13 protein-coding genes are annotated in these 19,473 nt (G+C 65.1%); 1 reads left to right on the forward strand and 12 read right to left on the reverse strand.

Features of this window, described 5'->3' with window-relative positions:
* Positions 1-64: 64 nt before the first annotated feature.
* From A5767_RS04635 to A5767_RS04680, 9 genes are all read right to left on the reverse strand, one after another.
* The gene (locus A5767_RS04635) at positions 65-313 is read right to left on the reverse strand and encodes an acyl carrier protein (protein ID WP_059384739.1); all 249 of its coding nucleotides are present in this window, start codon (positions 311-313) and stop codon (positions 65-67) included.
* Entirely contained in the window at positions 300-4,163 is a 3,864-nt protein-coding gene (locus A5767_RS04640; protein ID WP_064851784.1) for a non-ribosomal peptide synthetase, read from the reverse strand. The genes A5767_RS04635 and A5767_RS04640 overlap by 14 nt, the downstream gene beginning before the upstream one ends.
* Positions 4,163-5,341: an alanine racemase gene (locus A5767_RS04645; RefSeq protein WP_064851785.1), complete on the reverse strand. Its 1,179-nt coding sequence runs from the start codon at positions 5,339-5,341 to the stop codon at positions 4,163-4,165. The genes A5767_RS04640 and A5767_RS04645 overlap by 1 nt, the downstream gene beginning before the upstream one ends.
* Positions 5,331-8,387, reverse strand: coding sequence for an AMP-binding protein (locus A5767_RS04650; protein WP_162232235.1), 3,057 nt, complete (start codon positions 8,385-8,387; stop codon positions 5,331-5,333). The genes A5767_RS04645 and A5767_RS04650 overlap by 11 nt, the downstream gene beginning before the upstream one ends.
* Entirely contained in the window at positions 8,384-9,025 is a 642-nt protein-coding gene (locus tag A5767_RS04655; RefSeq protein ID WP_059384735.1) for an FMN-binding negative transcriptional regulator, read from the reverse strand. The genes A5767_RS04650 and A5767_RS04655 overlap by 4 nt, the downstream gene beginning before the upstream one ends.
* 2 nt (positions 9,026-9,027) lie before the next feature.
* Positions 9,028-10,173 (reverse strand): acyl-CoA dehydrogenase family protein, encoded by a 1,146-nt coding sequence (locus tag A5767_RS04660; RefSeq protein ID WP_064851786.1) that lies wholly within the window; start codon positions 10,171-10,173, stop codon positions 9,028-9,030.
* Positions 10,170-11,684 (reverse strand): class I adenylate-forming enzyme family protein, encoded by a 1,515-nt coding sequence (locus A5767_RS04665; RefSeq protein ID WP_064851787.1) that lies wholly within the window; start codon positions 11,682-11,684, stop codon positions 10,170-10,172. Before A5767_RS04665 ends, A5767_RS04660 begins: the two co-directional genes overlap by 4 nt.
* A gap of 479 nt (positions 11,685-12,163) precedes the next feature.
* Positions 12,164-13,318 (reverse strand): bifunctional glutamate N-acetyltransferase/amino-acid acetyltransferase ArgJ, encoded by a 1,155-nt coding sequence (gene argJ, locus A5767_RS04670; protein WP_064851788.1) that lies wholly within the window; start codon positions 13,316-13,318, stop codon positions 12,164-12,166.
* 647 nt (positions 13,319-13,965) lie between these two features.
* Positions 13,966-15,222 carry an IS701 family transposase gene (locus A5767_RS04680; RefSeq protein ID WP_064851790.1) on the reverse strand — a complete coding sequence of 419 codons (1,257 nt, stop codon included), beginning with the start codon at positions 15,220-15,222 and terminating at the stop codon, positions 13,966-13,968.
* 290 nt (positions 15,223-15,512) lie between these two features.
* Between A5767_RS04680 and A5767_RS04685 the strand changes: the two genes are divergently transcribed.
* The gene (locus A5767_RS04685; RefSeq protein ID WP_064851791.1) at positions 15,513-16,097 is read left to right on the forward strand and encodes a hypothetical protein; all 585 of its coding nucleotides are present in this window, start codon (positions 15,513-15,515) and stop codon (positions 16,095-16,097) included.
* An 823-nt stretch (positions 16,098-16,920) separates the two neighbouring features.
* On the opposite strand, the gene A5767_RS04690 is transcribed toward A5767_RS04685, so the two are convergent.
* The 3 genes from A5767_RS04690 to A5767_RS04700 form a co-directional block, all read right to left on the reverse strand.
* A complete protein-coding gene (locus A5767_RS04690; protein ID WP_064851792.1) occupies positions 16,921-17,562 on the reverse strand; it encodes an ABC transporter ATP-binding protein in 642 nt (213 codons plus the stop codon).
* The gene (locus tag A5767_RS04695; protein ID WP_064851793.1) at positions 17,559-18,194 is read right to left on the reverse strand and encodes an ATP-binding cassette domain-containing protein; all 636 of its coding nucleotides are present in this window, start codon (positions 18,192-18,194) and stop codon (positions 17,559-17,561) included. Before A5767_RS04695 ends, A5767_RS04690 begins: the two co-directional genes overlap by 4 nt.
* A 44-nt stretch (positions 18,195-18,238) precedes the next feature.
* Positions 18,239-19,404, reverse strand: a protein-coding gene (locus A5767_RS04700) for an IS3 family transposase (RefSeq protein ID WP_156665121.1) whose coding sequence is annotated in 2 segments (ribosomal slippage) — positions 18,239-19,129 and positions 19,132-19,404 — 1,164 coding nt in all. Because the reading frame shifts where the segments join, the coding sequence is not laid out codon by codon here.
* Between the last annotated feature and the right edge of the window lie 69 nt (positions 19,405-19,473).

Raw genomic sequence — 19,473 nt, forward strand, 5'->3', positions numbered from 1 at the left:
CGACGGCACAGGTCTCGGACCGCACGCCAGTCCAGACGTGGTATGGCTCTGGTCAGCTGGCCTGTCAGGGAATCCTGGTGATGCGCATGATCTCCGCCTCCAAGCGGGTCACCGTCATGGGCCCGGAGAACAGGGGCTCCATCTCGAAATCGATGTCGAACCGGTCCTCGAGTGCGGACAGGACCTGAATCAGGGTCGCTGAATTGACGCCGCGGCTGATCAGATCCAGGTCGGGCTCGGCCTCTTCAAGTGGCGGGCATCCGTGGGACTCCAACTCCGCGAAGATCGCGGCGCGTACATCAGAGCCAGTCATCGCTCTTCACTCCTTCGATCGCATCTCTGATCCGCTGGGTGTTGTCGCCGCCAAACACGCTGAAGTGTCCGCCGGCCAGCGCCGAGGCTTCTTCTCGGCGAGCGATCCGGCCCCAAGCGGCAGCGTCTGGCTCGGCGGGATCCACGGCGGCTCGGAACTCCACAAGCGGCACTGGCGAGGGGCACGGAGTCCAATCGCGCAGCAACGTCATGTTCTGCCGGTAAACCTCGAACCTGGTGCTGAGCGCCGGGTCCGTCGCTGCCTGCTCGGCATCGATCCGTACGCCGCTGGTCTCATGGATGTCCCTGAGGAACCCGTTGAGTGACAGTTCGTCGACACCGCCGCCACCGCGGCGGGCCGCCTCGGAGACAGGGGTGTCGACCACCACCACGCGTGCCACGGTCGAGTCGCAGACCCGGGCGGCCTCGTAGGCCAAGGATCCGCCGAACGACCACCCGGCGAAGACGAGCGGCACACCGTCTAACAGGGTTTGCTCGGGCAGTTCCTGGAGACAGCGTCGGGCGAGTCCGGTGAGGTTCGCGCGGCCGTCGTCGCCATCGACCAGTGGCGCGTCGAGTCCGATGACGTGTACATCAATGTCTCCCCCGAGTTCCTGGATCAGGTCGGTGTAGCAGGACACGCCACCTCCTACGGGTGGGAAGAGGACCAGCCGGAGCCGGGGGGTGGCGCTGGAGCGCGGCTTGTGCGTCCAGACCCCGCGGGTGTCCGATGTGCGTGTCCGGCGGCAGAGCGCGGCCAGGCCCGGGGCCGTCGGGTCAGCCATGAAGTCACCGAACGACACTTCGTAACCGAACCTGCTTCGTAGCAGCGAGAGTAGCCGGATCGCATCGTACGATCCGCCGCCGGCCTCGAAGAAACTCCCCTTGCTCGGAGCTTCGCCCAGCACGTCCTGCCAGCAGCGGGCGACCTCGTGGCTGTGGAGGTCCTGTTGCCGTGCGGGGGATGCCTCGCGCGCCGGAGTCTCCTGAAACGGCAGCGACTCCAGCCGTCGGCGGTCCAGCTTGCCGTTGCCGTTCAGCGGGATCTCGTTCAGCTCGACCAGCGCATCAGGAATCATGTAGGACGGCAGGGCGTTCTTGAGCACCGCATTCACGTCCTGCCGCCAGGTGTCCGAGACGTCCGCGGCGAGCGTGACGTAAGCGACGACCTGCTTGCGGCGGCCGCTGCCCCGGACACACACGACACAGCGGCGGATGCCAGAAGTGTTCTCGATGAGGTGCTCGATCTCTCCCAGTTCCACCCGGTGCCCGTTCAGTTTGATCTGGTTGTCTGTGCGTCCCAGGAACTCGACGACTCCACCGGGATGGCGGCGGCCGCGGTCACCGGTTCGGTAGATCCGTCCGAACGCCGGGTCGTCGAGGAACGCTGCCTCGGTCTTCGACTGGTCGTTTGCGTAGCCGTCGGCCACTCCGGCTCCGGCGATATAGATCTCACCGATCTGCCAGTCCGGACACACGTTTCGCTCGGCGTCGAGGACAAGGATGTCCTGGCCAGGCAGGGCCTTGCCGTAGGGGATGGAACGGCCCGTGCAGTCCGCCTCGTTAACGCGGTGGAAGATGGACCAGATGGAGCCCTCGGTCGCGCCGCCCAGGCTGATGACCTCCGAACCAGGCGCCAGTCGTCGCAGCGCCCCTGGCAGCGTCAGCGGAATCCAGTCGCCGCTCAGCAAGAAGGCCCGCACCGACGGTGTGGCGCTCCCCTCTTCTTCCAGCAGGGAAGCCAATGCTGGGGCAGAGTTCCAGAGCGTCACCCCGTGCCGTTCGATGAGTTTGACCCACTCCGCGGGGTTCTTGGCGCTCTCCTCCGTGAGCATCACCACGGATCCGCCGCGAAGAAGCGGTCCGAAGACGTCGTACACGGAAAGGTCGAAGCCGATCGAGGAGACCGAGAGCACCCGGTCCGTCTCTGTGACACCAAACTCATCGTTCACTGCGTCGATCGTGTTGATGGCCCCGGCGTGTGAAATCACTACGCCCTTCGGTTCACCGGTCGAGCCTGAGGTGAAGATGATGTAGGCGGTGGGACTAGGGGGACTTGGGGTGGAAGCTGCCTGTCGGTCCGAAAGTGGGGGCGCGCCGACGGGCAGCTGCAGCGGGTAGACCCCGCTGCGTGTCCAGAGTTTACGGGCGGACTGCTGCCCGTCGGTGAACACGAACCGCACAGCACCACGCCGCGCAATGCTGTCGAGGCGGCCCTCCGGCGTGCCGTAGTCAAGCGGGATGTACACACAGCCGGCGAGGAGGCTGCCGAGGATGGCGATGACCTGGCCTCGTCCACGAGGCAGGTGGACGGCGACCCGGTCGCCGGTCCGCGCACCGGCGTCGAGCAGCAGCCTTGCAACCGCGCGGGCCCGTCCCACCAGTTCGGCATAGCTCAGGGTCCCCTGCGCATCGTGTACTGCGGGTGCCTTGGGCGCGGCAGCCGCGCACCGCAATACACGGTCGTGGAGCGTCTCGGTCGAGTGTTGCGCCGAGGCTTTACCGGTGTGGGCACGAGGGTACGTGCTCGGCGGGCGTGTCCAGCGCTCGTCGGACTCGGCGAGTTCCCGGACGAAATTCGCGCACCGCGCCACGAATTCCTCTGCGAAACCGATGTCGAAGGCGTCCGTCCGCCAGTCGAAACCCAGCCGGACGCTGCCGTCGGAATCCCTGATCACCTGATGGTCCATCAGCACCTGCGGCACCCGCAGCTGGACTTCGTCCCAGCGACGTCGCAGCCCCAGGGCGACTTCGCCCAGGCCATCGACCTCCAGTGCCGTGAAGGCAAAGGGATGGGCGAGCCGACGCAGGTCGGCGGCGGGGTTGGCGAGCCGCGCAATCTCCGTACCGCTGAGCGAGGCGTGCATGGCCTGGCTGAGGTAGCGGCCCTGCACGACTCGGGCGATCTCGACGAAACTCTGCCCTGTCGTCGCGGGGATTGCCAGTGGCATGGTGTTGCCGCGGTTACCGAGGGAATTGGGGGTCAAGGTCCCGGTTTGCTGCGAGTGCAGCACTGTGACTGTGTGGGCTAGTCCTCCACCGAGCTGCCCGAGGACGACACCATAGGCCGCGAGATAAACCATCGAGGGGGTGATCGCATGGGCGCTCGCCAGCTTGTTGATCTTTCCTGCGGTCGCCGAGTTGATAGTGACCATACGGTGGGTCACGTTTAGGCCGGCGTGCCGCCACTCGGGCCGCAGCGGCAGTTCCGCCGGATCGGGAAGTGCCGTCGCCCTGTCGCGCCAGAACCGTTCATCGCGTACGGAGCGGTCGCGTCGGGGATGGTTGAGTGCTCGTAACCGAATGGGCGGAATGTCCGCGGTGCGATCCTGGCCGACCGCGTCCCCGGCGTCGTCGCGATGCGAGACCAGCTCGGTGAGGAACACGGCGAGCGACGCCGCGTCCATCAGCCACAAGGCGTAGACCAGGTGCAGCCGGGCTCGGTGCGGTGAGCGCACCGCGGTGATCTCGAACTGCGGCCAATCGCCGAATGCGAACGTATCGGACGAGTATTCCCGGCGGACCGCGTCGTTCGCCGCGTCGAAGTCTGCATCGTCGACCCAGCGGACGTCGACGTCGATGTCCCGAGCGACGTCGGCGGGCAGAGTCGACAGGGACAGGTCGGAGGCGGCGCTGACGCGGAGGATGTCGTTGGACCGAACCAGTCGGCGTAGTTGGGTGCCAATCTCTGCAACCCGTTCCGTGTTGAGGTCGCAGCCAAGGTAGTACCGTGCGGGCCCGCTGAGTTCCAGACCGTCCTGGCCTCCGACCAGGTAGGCGCGTTGGATCGGGCTCAGCGGCTCGTGCGACGGATAGGCCGCGGTTGCCGTTGTCGTAGTGTCGCGCATCATCAGAAGATGATCTCTCTTACTTTGTCGCGGCTCAGGAAGCCGCTGGGGCTGAACGTCGGCCCATAGGCGCCCAGACCCGAGAACAGGAGTAGGTCACCGGTTTCCACTTCGGGCAGTTGAATGTCTTCAGCGAGCATGTCGAGCTGCGAGCACAGGGGACCCGTGACACAGGCACGGCTAGTAATTGCGCGTTCCTGTGCACCCACAACCCGGACCCGGGGCTCGCCCCGGCCAGCTCCGGCCACCAGTCGGCTTGCGATGAGTACGTGGTTCATCCCGGCGTCGACCAGGACGTACCTGCGGTCACCGATGCTCTTGGTGTCGAGCACGGTTGTCAGCAGGCTGCCAGCCGGACCGACGATCGATCTACCGTACTCACATACGAGGGGTAGCGGGTCGTTGCCGTTCGGCAGGCCGGGATCGAGGTTGGCCGCCTTGAGTCCCGCCCAGTCGACAGCAGGGTCGGCGTCACACCACGGCATCGCGATGCCGCCACCGATCGACACAAGGTCAAGCTCCAGACCGAACTGGTCTGCGCACGCTCTAGCTTGTTCCGTCATAGCTTTCCGCGCGGCCAGGATGACGTCGGCATCAGAGTACTGCGAGCCCCAGAAAAGCTGCAGACCGGCAACCGACAGTGACGAAGCACGCAGGATATCCATTACTTCGGCGACGTCATCCTGCGATACCCCGAACTGGTTCGGGTACGGGGCGGCGGCCGGAGTCCGGCCCGGGTAGGGCGTGTTCAGTCGGACGACGGTGCGCCCATTCACACCGAGTTCAACCGCTGTCTCGACGAACAGGCGGGCCTGCCTTGGTGATTCGACGGTCACCGCGACCTGTGCTGCTAGTGCCGCAGCTGCCTCCTCGCGCGACTTTGCGGGACCGGTGAACAGCACCTTATCCGGCGGCATTCCGGCGTTCAGTGCAGTCTCCATCTCCGCCAGTGAACAGACGTCGAAACCGTCAACCAGCGTCGATAGCGCGTTCACGACCCCGGCATATGGATTAGCCTTGAGCGAGTAGTAGATGTCCGCCCCCAGAACCGATGCCGCGCGGACCCGCTCGACGGCATCGCGCAGGGCTGCCCGGCTGTAGGTGTATACCGGTGTCCGGCCGGCCCGGTGCACGAGGAGCTGTGCCTCGCGATCGGTGGGCGTGATGATTTCATTCCGCACGCAGAGTCCCTCCCATTTCGCACAGTGTCGCCAGAACGCTCGCGTGGAGCCGGTCGATCACATTTGCCCTCTCCATGGCAATCCCCCGTCGGTAGTAGTAGGTCAACACCATCTCCGCCGCCGATACCTGCAGTTCGCCCTGCAGCTGGTACCGCAGCGCCCGCCCCAGCGACCGCGGCTGCCACTCCCCGAGCTCGCGGACACGCAGGCCGCGCTGCCGGGGGTGCTGGTTGAACAGCACGGTCGAGAGGGGGAAGCAGTCCGCATCAACGAGGCCGAGCTCCGTGACCCGCTGGTCGAATTCCCACGAGCTCTTCGTTGTACCCGCTTCCAGCTGACGGGCGAACTCCCGCGCGCTGTCCGGCAACGAAGTCAATCCCTTGCTGCGGACGACGAGTTGACTCGTGAACATCCCTGCGCTCGCGGCACCCATCCCTTGCCGTACCTGGACGGGGACAACGACGGTGAGCGGACCGAGCCCGAAGGTCCGGGAGACGGCCATCTCGAAGGCGGCCAGTACGACTGAGAAGACTGAGACTCCGCTCGCCGCCGCGAGCCGGTTGGCGGCTCTGGTACCGGTGACCCCGAACGGCCGTGAAACCAGCACACCGACGCGCGCATCTTCGCCGCTCGTCTCCGGAAGTTCTACCTGAGCGGCGCCCTTGAGGAGATCGCGCCAATATAGGGCGTCGGGCGTGTATGCCTCCGGGACTCGCTCGGTCGCCAGGCAGTAGTCGCGATAGCCGTGGGACGGTGGCGCGTCGCCGATCGGCTGTCCCAGCAGTAGGGAACGCAGTTCGGTGGCGATCAGATCCAAACTCAACCCATCGATAAAAAGGTGGTGCGCGACGACGAGGAGGGAGGTCGTGCCGCTGCCCTGGACCAGGACGACTCTGAAGGGCGGCGCGATGGAAGGGTCGAGTAGTTCTGACACGGCCAGGACACGCGCCTGCTGGACCCGTGCACGGTGGGCCACATCGGTGGTGCCCTCGACTCCGGTCCCATCGTGGACCGTGATGGGACAGCTCAGGTCGGAGGCCTCAGTATGGATCTGCCGTGTCCAGTCCGCCGTGAGCGAAAGTCTGAGTGCGTCGTGGCGGGCGATGAGCGCATCGACGGCGGCCGCCGCCTCGGCCGGGATTACGGTCCGCTCGATCCGTATCTCCCGGGAGATGTTGCACCAGTTGGCGTTTCCGTCTGTCATGCAGATTGCCATGTACGCCTGTTGCCGGGTCGACAGCGGATATGTGTCGGACTCGCCGGGGATGTAATCGCGGGCAGCGGAGGGAGTTGTCGCGGGCGCGGTCGGCACGGTCGCGCGCTCAATCACCCGTGCAAGGGAGGCGACGTCGCGGTGGCCAAAGCAATCCTGGACCGAAAGGTTCACCCGGAAACGCTTGTTGACCTCCAGGATGAACTGGATCATATCCAACGACGTGAGGCCCGCGTCGACGAAGGACGTGGTATCGGAATCGAGGCCTAGGAACCCGCGCATGGTCTCGGCGACACCGGCGTCCGGGCATGCTGTGGTGTCGGCGAAGTTCGGGGTGTCGGCGACGGACGAGGCCAGGGTGACCCGGTCGACCTTACCGCTGCGCAACAGCGGCAGGTCCCCCCGTACATGGACGGCTGGCCGGGGCAGACCCAGACGCTGCGCGATCCCGTGCACGGCCGCGCGCAGCACGTTCTGTTGCGCGTCAGCGGGCTCTGCAACGGAGATGAAGGCCTGTGGGCCCTGCCAATCCACCACCACGCACTGCCGTACGCCGGGAACCTCCTCTACCTCGTCCACGAACCTGTGAAAGGAGACACGCCTACCGGACACCTTCAGATCGTTGCCAAGCCTGCCCGAGATCACCAACTCACTCTGTTCGGTGAGGAATCCACTGTCACCGGTCCGGAGGGTCGCCGCCATCGGCTCGACGTGGAACGTGCCGGGCTCCGGTCCGGGGCCGTCAATAAGGGTCCCCAGGGCCGGCGTTGAAGAGGCGATGAGCACTTCGCCGCGCCCGGCGCTGTCCGGCTGGTCGATGGTCACAGACACCCCCGGACGGGGGCGCCCAACCGGCATGCCCGGCAATCGGCTGTCGCCGACCCCGCGAATGTCGCGCTTAAACAGTTGTGCCAGGGTTCCTTCGGTCATCCCGTATAGATTCACGAACTCGGCATCTGGGGCGAGTGCGGTCCACTGTTCAACCACCCGTGGCGGAAGCACCTCGCCGGCGAAGAACCCCAGTCTCAGATGGTCGAGTCGCGCGGATTCGGTACTCAGAACGTCCGCGATCCGCCGCGAGAGCGAGGGAACGAGGAAGGCGATCGTGGCCTTGCTCGTTATTAGGTGGTCAGCGAGCGCCTGGAAGTCTAGCTGGGCGTCGACCTCGGGCAGGCTCAGCTTGCCGCCGACGGCCAGCACGGCCAGAAGTTCGCGCAGCGACGGATCGAAGTTCACGCGGGTGACAGCAGCGCAGACATCTCCGCGATCGAGCCCGAATTCCGCCACGAACCACGACAGGAATCCATGAAGACCGGTGCGGCTGCCCACGATCGCCTTCGGGGCACCCGTCGATCCTGACGTCGGGATGAGGTAGCCAACGTCGGGCACAGGGTAGCGCCGGATGATTTTGGACCTGCGCCGGGACGCGATGTCTAGGACGACTCGGCCAGTCACAGCGTCGAGCACCAACTCGTCCGCGCCGCTGGTTCCTTGATACTGCGCCACCGTAGAGACATCGCTGGTCAGGACTGTCGACGGCTGGGCGATGCCCTCGGCCCAAGCGTACTGCTCGACGGACATACCGGCATCGACTGGCACCGGGACTGCGCCGCTGCGAAGAGTCGCCAGCAGTCCGACGACATAGGCCGGGCACAGCGGGCCAAGCACCAGCACGTTGCTCCGCGTCGCACCGCGCTCCCCGAGTGTGCGCGAGAGCTCGTCGACGGCTGCGGCGAGTTCGCAATAGGTCAGCTGGCGGCCGCGCCACTCGATGGCAGTTCGGTCACTGAGGTTGAGCGTGAGCAGGCGGCTGAGACCGTCCTGTTCGCTCAAGAGGCCGGACATTCGGGTGCGGAGGTCGGGGGCTCAAGAACCAGCCTTGCCAGCTCCAGGCGGGCGCTGTCGTCACCGGCCTCCAGCGCGGCGGCCAGGCTTTCCATGCCGCCCTTGCGCTGGTTCAGCCGGAAGCACGACTTGAACCGGAGATCGCGCAGGCGGAAGCCAACGATGTTCTTCAGGTATTCGTCAGTCAGGTGCGCCGGTATCTCGTCGAGTGTCCAGGTCGAGTCCTCGATTGTGCGTTTCTGGAGTCGAGCGATCAATGCCTCGACGTCATCGCGCATCCGGTCGGCATCGCTGAGCTCGAGACGACCGCTCATCTCCACGGCGCAGTACAACCAGGTCGGGATGCGGCTGCGGGTACCGAACCACTCAGCGGGTACGTAGGTGTCCGGACCAAGAACGGTGATCGTGGCAGGGGCCTTTGCCCCGAAGGCCGCCGCCATCTCATTGGCCCGGGCGACATGTCCGGCGACGAACAGCTCGTCGTCTGCGGCACCGCGCAGGTCGACGGGGAGGGGCGAGGTTAAGACCTCGCCGTCGTGGTATGTGGCGAGGACCCCGAACGACTTTGCCCGTACGAAGTCACGCATGGCCGGCAGGGGAAGGCTGAAATGTTCTCTGGTGTACATGATTAATCGCGGTCCTTCACGTCCGGGTCCAGTAGTTCCAGGCCGACGCCCTCACGTGCGCCGCGCTGCGGCGGGTGGAACGCGATCGCATTCAGCCCGCCGGCAATCATGGTGTAGAAGCCGGTGCGGGCGAAGGTTCCGCCACCCGCTGCCCGCAGCAGTTGGACGCCGATGGCACCTATCTCGTCCTCGACCCAGTCGCGCGCCTGTACCGCAAGGTTGAGTTGCTCCCTGGCGGGTGCGCCGGCGTCGACCGCGCGTGCCGCATCGAGCAGGCTAGCTTCGAGATGGCGGATCCCTGCCGCCGCCTCGGTCCAGCCGCGCGAGCCAACCCGCCGGTCCCGCGGTGTGGCCTCTGCCAGACAGCAGGCGATGCCGAGATATGAGGCGCTGATCAGCAGCTGGAACCAGATGTAGCAGTCGGTGGCGAAGCGCCCGCCGGTCTCGCCGCGGAGCGGGAAGACCTGCTCCTGTGGCACCGGGACGTCGCACAGGCGCACGGCGTGGCTCTCCGCCGCGAGGAATACCGGGCTGTGCCAGAACGGTTCGCGTTCAACCCCCTCTGCGCGGGCGTCCACAAACGCCTGGGCGTACCCGTCTGGCGAGCCATCGGAAGTGCACAGCTCGACCATTAGCGACATCAGGTCCATACTGGTGGAGAGGGAGCAGGGCTGCTTCATACCTGTGACGCGATAGCCGTCGGCGTCGCGTACCGCTTGGCTTCTCAGGTTTCGCAGATCCCGGCCGGGGGTCGACTCCGCACCACCGGAGGCAATGAGTTTGGCGCCGCGGGCGATGTCCCTGAGGATCGTCTGGGCGCGCTCGTCTCCGGAGGTTGCCACCTGACCGAGCGCGGCAATCTTGTAATGATGCATGGTCGTGGCGATGGCTGCGGAGGGAGCCATTGATCCGAGCGCGACCTGGAAGCGCACCGCGTCGGCCGCTGATGCTCCGCGGCCCCCCCAGGCCGACGGGATAAGCATCGTCGTAGCGCGAGTCTCCTTGAGAAGCGCGAACACGGTGCCCGTCGCTTGCTCATGCTCCATGGCCGACCTGGCCGCCAGCGCGGCGTGCAGGCCACTCGCAACATCGTCGAGCCGGGCATGGGCGTTGCGGATGAGCACCTCTTCGCTCACATCACTGGTCACTTGCCCTCCCCGTAATCGGTGTGCATGCGCTGCCTCACTGCGGCGTAGTCGGTTTTGCCGAGCGGCGTCCGTGGCAACGCCGCCGCGATCTCGTACCGCTGCGGAAGCTGGTAGGAGAGCAGCAGTTCGCCGAGCTGCCGCCGCACGGTGCTGAGGTCGAACCTCTGTCCGGTGACGAGCAGGGCGGCGATCTGTTCGGTGCTTCTGGAGTCCGTGACCCCGACCACCGCGCAATCCAGTACCCCGGAGCACTGACGCAGTGCTGCCTCGACCTCAAGCGGCCCGACCTTGTTCCCGGCTACGTTGATGAAGGTCGATTGCCGGCCAAGTATGTACCAGCCGTCGGGTTCCACCAGGACGAGGTCACGTGTTCTCAGCCAGCCATCCTCGAACATCTCCGCGGTGGCATCGGGGTCACGGTAGTAGCCGCGAGCGAGTCCGGGCCCACGTACGTAGAGCTCGTGAACGTGGTCGGACTCGGCATCGTCGTCTGACACTGACTCCAGCCGATACTCAACGCCGGCAATGGGCAGGCCGATGGAACCGTTGCCGACGTACGCCTTGTCGAAACAGATGATGGCGATTTCGGACAGACCGTACACCTGGCGCAAGGGCAGTCCGTACTGTTCCAGGAACTTCTTCTGGGTGCTTTCCCTCAGCGGTGCGCTACCAGAGATGGCCAGCCGAAGTGTGCGCAGCGCCATCGCGGGCACACCGCGGGCCGCGGTGAGCATCTGGTACATGACCGGAAGCCCGCTCATCACCGTAATGCCATGCGTCTCGATACACCGAGCCAGTCCCCTGCCCGTCAGCTGACTACCCTGAGCAAAGACCACCGTCGCACCACTCAGCAGCGTCGGCAGCGTTAGGACGTCAATGCCGTGACAATGGGACAACGGCAGCGCGCATAGAACCACGTCTGCGTGGGTCAAATCCAATTCGCTGCCCCACAGGCGGATCCGGGCCGTGATGGCCTCCTGGCTCATCACAATGCCCTTGGGTTTGCCCGTCGAGCCGGACGTGCAGTGCACCACGAAGTCCTCGGGTGCGTAGCCGCTCCTGGCGCGGTGCAGGTCCGCGTCAGGAACCGGCTCCAACAGAAAGGAACCGGGACGGCCCAGCCGACCATGATCCACGGCCAGCATGCCCAGGTCGTACTTGGCGGCGCTGTGCTCCCTCTCCTGGGCGGAGAGTTGACTGTCCAGGAGAACTGTCACCACGTTCAGCTTTGCGGCGGCCAAATAGAGGGCGACGAAGGTGAATGGGTCTTCGACCGCGAGACCTAGTACATCACCGTGGTGAAGCTCCGCCGTCAGGCGCTCGGCCGCGGCGTCCACCGCGTCGAGCAACGCTTCATATGACGAAGTCGTCCCGTCGTGCCTGATCACCGCAGGCGCGTGCGGTGCGGCGAGCGCGACGGTCTGGAAGCCAGCGTACAAGTCACCGTGATCTTCCAGGGCTTTCCCGACGGTGTCCGCGCGGACTCGCTGAGTCACGGTGAACTCCTTCATATGTCAGGTTGGTGGGTGTTCCGAGGGCGCCTGCTGCTGTGCGGACAGCGCTCCGGTCTTGGCATCCGGCGGAGTCTGATCGGCCAGCACCACCAAGGGTGGGCTCTAGGGTCGTAGTCGTGCGCTGCAGTCCGAGCGGGGTTCACTGATTGACACGCAAGCCCATCGAGACGTCGTCGCTGAGAGATTCAGTATGGGATCACGATCGTGCTTGCCGGATCCTCAACGCTGCCTTCAGCTATCGTCGGGCCCCGTGCGGAGAACCTTCTCAGGGGCCGGGGGCCATTGCGGTGGCCTTGAGCCTGCCGACAGACGACACCTATAGCTCCCTATCCGTGTCCGTTCATATCCTCGTTCTTTGGCTCCCGGCACCAACGAGTCCCATGGCGGTTAGCACGGCCAGCGTCCGCGCAAACTCCGATAAGACTCTTCCGAGCCCGAGCCCGAGCCCGAGCCCGAGCCCGAGCCCGAGCCCGAGTTCAGGTTGTGTAGTCGGCGTTGATTTTCACGTATCCCTCGGTGAGGTCGCAGCCATAGACGGTGAATGTTCCGTCGGCAATCCCGAGATCGATTCGGATGACCACTTCGTTGCCCGTGAGGTACTGGCTGGCGTCTTCCAGCAGTGCGTCGCTAGGTTCTTCGGGATGCATAACGAGATCGGCGAACTGGATGCGGACTCGGTGCGGCTCGATGTCTTCCTCGTCGTGGAGCTTGCCGATGGCCATCGCAATTCGGCCCCAGTTCGGGTCGGCGCCATGGACGGCCGCCTTGACCAGAGGAGAGTTGACAACGCTCTTACCGACCCGCTTGGCCTGGGCGTCGTCACGGGCCCCAGTGACATGGACCTCAAGGAGTTTGGTCGCGCCTTCGCCATCCGAGGCAATATCGCGTACGAGGTGGAGGGCGCACTCGTACAGCGCCTGCTCGAATGCTTCCAGGTCGACAGGGCCCGCAAGACCATTGGCGAAGATCGCCGCGGTATCGCTCGTCGAGGTGTCCGTATCGATGCTCAGCGCGTTGAAAGTCTTGTCCATCACGCGCCGGAAGAGAGCGTCGAGTTCGGGGGCGGGGATGTCCGCGTCAGTGAAGAAGAAGGTCAGCAGGGTGGCCATGTTCGGCTCGATCATGCCCACCCCCTTAGCGATGCCGGTAAGCACCGAGTCACCGCAGGAGACGGTGAAACACTTATGCCGGGTATCGGTCGTCATGATTGCCTTGGCGGCCGCGATGTAGTCCGCCTCGGGGAACGGCCAGGCCAGGGTGGACAAACCCGCCCGAATACTCTCCATGGGGTACGGTCGGCCGATCACGCCAGTGGAGCCGATGACAAGTTCTTCGGGGGCGATCCCCACGGCCTCGGCAACCCTGCGGCGTACCTCGGCGGCGTGTGCGGCCCCGGCTTGGCCGGTCGCCACGTTGGCATTGCGTGAGAGCACGACCATGCCACGGCTGCGCTGAAGGGGTGCCGAGTCACGGCTGAGCACTACGCTTGGGCCCGCGAAACGCGAACGCGTGAACACCGCCGCCGATCGGGCGGGTACCTCAGAGACAACGACGGCGAAGTCGTCATCGACGTCCTTGAGTCCCATGTTCATAGTCACGCTAAGGAAGCCCTGTGGGGCTGCAGCCAGCATGTCAGCACACCTCCCTGAGTGGCCCGGACAGCGGCACGAGCGCAACTAGATCCGGTCGGTTGAATCAAGATTTTTTGCATCGTACACATGGGCTATTTGGCCCACGCGGCGGGGCGCGGACCGCTCGCCGAGATCGCGTTCGTCACCGCGCACGATCCGCGAGTATCCAGCGACCCGGGCGTGACTTTCTCGACCTGCTTGACAAGGAGTTGAGTAGCGGACTGCACCCCGTAAAGATTCTCGATCGCGCACGCACCGGCCACGAGTAGGCACAGAATCTCGAGGTCGAGCTTCCCGAGGCGCCGGACGCTTAACGCGCTTTCTCGGTGAGCGGAGCGAGACCGTGTGTCGGACACAAGGAAAACGCGATCCCACCTGGGAAAACGTGGATAGTTAAGGCCCTTATCCTCCATCCACCGATCTGGTGGTGAAGCTCAAGATATCGTGGATGAGGCAGACGCTCGGCGGGTATGGGGATGACGGATCGCCCGACCTCCGAAGCCGGGGCGTCCCACTGCTGTCCTCGTGTCATGTCGGGTACCGACTAGTAGGACTTTGTTAGGTCGGGAAGGTGTGGTGGCAGGTCGGGCAGGTACCGATCCAATAGGCCAGTGCGCGTTGGAGTTCGCGCACGATGCCGTAGAGGGTCAGTCCCGCCCGGTCGCTTTTGGGTCGGTCAGTCGCAGTGACGTCAGGAACAGGTGCGCGGCGGTGACGAGGGTGACGTGATGGTGCCAGCCGAGCCAGGAACGCCCTTCGAAATGATCGAGTCCGAGACCGGTTTTCAGTTCCCGGTAGTCGTGTTCGATGCGCCAACGGATCTTGGCCAGGCGCACCAACTCCGACAGCGGGGTGTCATCAGGCAGGGTGGCGAGCCAGAAGTCGGTAGGGGCGGCCGTTCCGATCGGCCATTCGGCGAGCAGCCAGGCCTGCGGCAGCACACCGTCCTCATCGCGGGGAATCGTGCGGTTGGCCGGGCGTATGCGCAGCGCCACGAAGCGTGAGCGCATCGCCGCGGCCGGATTGGCCGGGCCGGTCTTGGTGCCGCAGCGCCAGTTGATCTCGGTCAGTGCTTCGACGCCTGTCCCCAAGACGAGATCTTTGCAGGTCACCGCCGCCGGGTAGCGCCGGGTCGGCGGCCGCCCGCGCCCGGAATACGCGGCGGCGACCGGCACCGCATCACCCGGGTGGGCGAGGGTCGCGCCCTTGACCGCCACGACGTAGACCAGGTCGCGGTCGGTCAGACCCTGACGGAAGGTGGCCGAGTCACCGTAGCCGGCGTCGGCGACGATCACCGGCGGGGTCCGGCCCCACGAGATCAGCTCGTCGAGCATCTCGAGAGCCATGACCGCCTTGGAGCGGTACCGCTCCTCGTCCGGGATCGCATTGCGTCGCCGGCGAGCGGTGATCACCGCGGCCGTCTCCGGATCGTCGCACCGCTGATCGTCCCAGCTCTCGGGCAGATACAGCCGCCAATCCAACGGCGCGGACGCGGAATCGGTGGCGGCGTGCACACTGACCGCGACCTGGCAGTTCCCGACCTTGCCCAAGGTGCCCGAATACTGCCGGGCCACGCATGGGGAGGCGTCGCCGTCCTTGGCGAATCCGGTGTCGTCGATCACCCACGCATCCGGGACGATCAGATCACACGCCCTGCGGGACAGCGTTTTCCGGACCGGTACCGGATCCCATGGTGAGGTGGTGACGAACTGCTGCAGGCGTTGGTGATCGATCCCGAGCCGGTCGGCCATCGGTTGCATCGACTTGCGGCGCCCGTCGAGCATCAATCCCCGCGCATATACCCCTGCCGTTGCTCGCTGGTCCTTGCGTTTGAGCGAGGAGAACACCTCGTCGACGAACACGTCGAGACGTTCACCGACATCGATCAGGGCTGCGGCATCCACCCGGTCATCGTCTCGGACATCCCGCCGAAACTCGAGGCCCCGCAACAAGAAGTGGTGAACCTAACAAAGTACTACTAGGTCGTGTCTGACAATTGCGGGTTTCCGGCGACGGGCGTGGGGGACACCGTCGTGAGGCCCGGTCCCGGCTGCTATGGAGCGTTCCTACGGTCTCCGACTCATTGGAGCAGATCGGGGGCGCGAGTGGTCTCCTGTTGGACGATCGCCACACAAGACACTGCTGTCGGGGTCGCGCGGGGCCGGCGCGGGCCGACCACGTAGATACTGGCTGGGTGAGTTTCGAACTGTGCCACGATGCATCGGCCGCCGATTGGCTCGTCGAGCAGAGACTTCCGTGGTACCGATTGGCAGGTCGCGGCCCAGTCGGATATTCGAGCTATGCGCGGGTGAGGTTCATCCCCGATCCGAGCTTTCCTGGGCAGAAGACGAGTGACGTCGATTTCGATCAGAACGCATTGTCGGAGAAGGATCAGATCGCCGTGGCACTGCAAGTTCTGTCTCGATACACGACCACACCAGACGAGTGTTACTTCTGCCTGTGGGAAGGGTGGGACACCACCACCATCCGCTCGGCCCCCAATTTTGCGATTCCCAATCGCGTCTACTGGTTGTTCCGCGGCACGCTGGCGGACTACGCACACTGGAATAGCGATGACCCTGCGCGGTGGCCGTATGGCGACTCGCCTGATCCCGCCTTCATCTGGCCAGCAGACCGTGCCTGGTGCATCACCAACGATGTCGATCCGCACTTCGCTACGATCGGCGCCGGCGCGGACGCAATCGAGCGCATTTTGGTCGACCAGCGAATCGACGCAGTACTCGACGATCCAGCACGCGAGCCACCGTACTGGGAGTAGCCAATCCCCGGGTCGGATCGCGTCCCTTCGAGGGAACCTCACCAGGTCCAGTAATGAGGGCCGACCGAGCCCTCTCCGCTCGGGACGAACTCGAAAGGCATTAAGCGGTCGAGGAATTTCGGAGCAGAGCGAAGTGCCCAGCAGCACGCACGGCAACGAACAGACCGATCAAAGTCCAGCCTGCTGCTCGACTACCGCGAGAGTGGAGCCTGTCCGAACACACCCGCTCCAGCTCCTATGGAATCGGACGAGACTGCCCCACCAACTCCACCGATCCGGCAATCGTGACCTTCAGTTCGTCAGCGGGCACCGGACTAATCACGGAGCCGCAAACAACCCTCCGCGGTCCGACGCTGTCGACCGGAACCGAGACGCTGACAAAGAGCGCCCCACCCGATCATTGTCAGCGCCATGACTACCAGCACTGCGCAGCTCGAACCGAACACGATCGCATACCGACTGTGATGACGCCGCTTCCACCACAGAGACAAGCCCAAGCCCTGCACCGAAGTACGCCACCGATGGCCACCAGCCGAAGAACCCAAGGAATGGTATGCGAACAAAAACGTAATGATCCAGAAGGCCGCAGTCAGCCACCTGGTACGTACTCTCGTGCGCGGTCGCTGTCACTTCGAATGCGGTCGTCGAGGAGCGTCATGGGAGGGATGTCCTTCTGTGCGGGTTTCTTGACCGCAAGCATCGATTCCGCCGGACTGGGTTGCGGCACCACGCGTGTGGATCCTGAGCACCATGGTTGGCAAGGTTAAGTTTTCCCTTTTGTGGATCGTTGGGATCGTGCCTGGACGCAGCGAGCCGCTGTGCTTCACACAGGATGTGGGTGCAAGTCGGTGATGTCTACGCGGGTGTCTGCCCAGGCGTCGAGCAGTGCTTGGTCATGGCTGATCGCAAGGAGGCCCGCTCCCGTGTTGGCGTAGGTGGACAGCACGTGGGTGAGGGTTGCGGTGGTTGCGGGGTCGAGCATCGCTGTTGCTTCGTCGCACAGCAGGTAGGCGGGGCGGGCGGCCAACGCACGAGCGAGGCAAGCTCGTTGGAGTTGTCCGTCGGAGACCTGCACGGGTGTGCGGTCGAGGAGGTCCGCGGTGAGGCCGACGCGCTGGGCTAGTTCGATCACCATGTGGTGGGGACCGCTGCGTAGGGGTTCGGAGATGATCTGCGCCAGTGTCAGCCGTGGATTTGTCGCGGCGCGGGGTGATTGGTGCAAGAGTCCGATCGCTCCCGACATGCGGCCACGCCGGGTGATGATGGGCTGTCCGTCGCAGGTGACGGTGCCAGAGTCGGGAATGTGTAACCCGGCGAGGATCCGTGCGAGGGTTGTTCTTCCGCTGCCGGAGGGACCGGTGAGGCCGACGATGCGGTCGGGGGTAAGCGTAATGCTGACGTCGTGGAGGATCCGCTGTGGGGACGTGTCGTATCCGCAGGTGATGTTGGATGCGGTGAGGGTCATTGCGTGGGCCTTCCGGTCGCTGCGCGGTCGGCGAAGGTGTAGGTCGGATCGAGGTTGGTCAACTCCGGCGGTAGTCCCGGGATGGGGTGCAGTCCTCGCGAGGGGAGGGCTGCGAGTAACGCGCGGCTGTAGTCGTGGCTTGGCTGGTTGAGTACCGTTGTTGCGGGGCCGGCTTCAACGATTCGGCCGGCGTACATGACCGCGATGTCGTCAGCTACTCCCAGGTTTTCGAGTGCCTGCAGGTCGTGGGTGATCAGTAGTACTGCGGCGCCGCGGTCGGCATGGGCGCGTAACAGCCGTAGTACATGTGCGGTGGCCTGCGGGTCGAGTCCGGCTGTGGGTTCGTCTGCGAGGAGCAGTGGCGGGTCGGCGCACAGTGCTACCGCCAACCCAATTCGCTGCGCCATGCCCCCGGACAGTTCGTGCGGATACGAGTGTTGAAGGTGCGGTGGCAGGCCAACGTGCCCGAGTAGCGCTTCGACGGTTGTGGCCGTGTCCAATGCTGAGATGGTTTCCGTCAGTTGCCGGCCGATCGTGCGGGTGGGGGTGAACGAGGCAGCGGCTGATTGCGGGGCGAAGCCGACGGTGCGGCCGCGCAGGGTCTGCCAGTGGCGCTCGCGTGCGCGGCTCATATCGCGGCCGTCGGGACTGCTGCACGATCGGGTGACAGTTTCGGTCACGCAGCCTGTGCGGCTGGTGTGGTCATGATCGTCTCGAACTCGACAGGCGTCAATCTGCCGAGCCTGAGCTGACGTCGCCGGCGGTGATAGGTCCGCTCGATCCAGGTCACGATCGCAATGCGTAGCTGCTCGCGTGTGGCCCAACGCTGCCGGTCGAGGACATTTTTCTGTAGGAGCGCGAAGAAGGACTCCATCGCGGCGTTGTCGCCGGCCGCACCGACCCGGCCCATCGATCCGACCAGATCGTGGCGGGCGAGGGCTCGGACGAATTTCCGGCTACGAAATTGCGACCCACGATCGGAGTGGACCACACACCCGGCGACCGAGTCCCGCCGTGCTACTGCGGATTCGAGGGCGGCGACGGCAAGCCGGGACTTCATCCGATCACTGATCGAGTAGCCGACGATCCGGTTCGAGTAGACGTCCTTGACCGCACACAAGTAGAGCTTGCCCTCCTCGGTGCGATGCTCCGTGATATCGGTGAGCCACAACCGGTTCGGAGCCTCCGCGGTGAAAATGCGGCCGACGAGATCGTCGTGCACCGGTGGCCCGGAACGGCCGCTCTTCGAGCCACGTTTCTTGCCGAAGGAACTCCACCACCGGTTCTCGGAGCAGATCCGCCAGGCCGTGCGGTCCGACATCCGCTCACCGGCATCGCAGGCCTCGTCGGCGAGGAATCGGTAGCCGAACTCCGGGTCCTCGCGATGGGCGTCGAACAGGGCATTCGCCCGATACGCTTCCTCGAGTTCGGCGTCGGTGACCGGGTCGGCGAGCCATCGGTAGTAGGGCTGGCGGGCGAGCTCGAGGACCCGGCACGACACCGCGACGGGGATCCCGTCCGCGGCGAGCTGTTTCACGAGCGGGTAGAGCCTTTTCCCGGAAGATTCGCCTGCGACAGATACGTGGCAGCCCGGCGGAGCACCTCGTTCTCCTGCTCGAGCAGCCGGATGCGTTTACGTGCTTCCCGCAGCTCGGCGCTTTCACCGGCAGTGGTGCCGGGTGTGATGCCGTCCTCGACGTCGGCGGCGCGCATCCAGTTGGTCAGGCACGATTCGCTGATGCCGAAGTCCGCGGCGATCTGCCGCAGGTGCTGGCCCGGTTCGCGGTTGCGGGCCACACGGACGACGTCGTCGCGGAACTCTTTCGGATAGGGCTTGGGCACGGGGTCCATCCTTCCAGCAGTGCCTCACGGCACCACAGTTCAGATGTCACCTATCCGTGCAGCAGTCCC

This window comes from Rhodococcus sp. 852002-51564_SCH6189132-a (genome assembly GCF_001665495.1).
In the GTDB taxonomy this organism is placed as follows: Bacteria; Actinomycetota; Actinomycetes; order Mycobacteriales; family Mycobacteriaceae; genus Rhodococcus; species Rhodococcus pyridinivorans.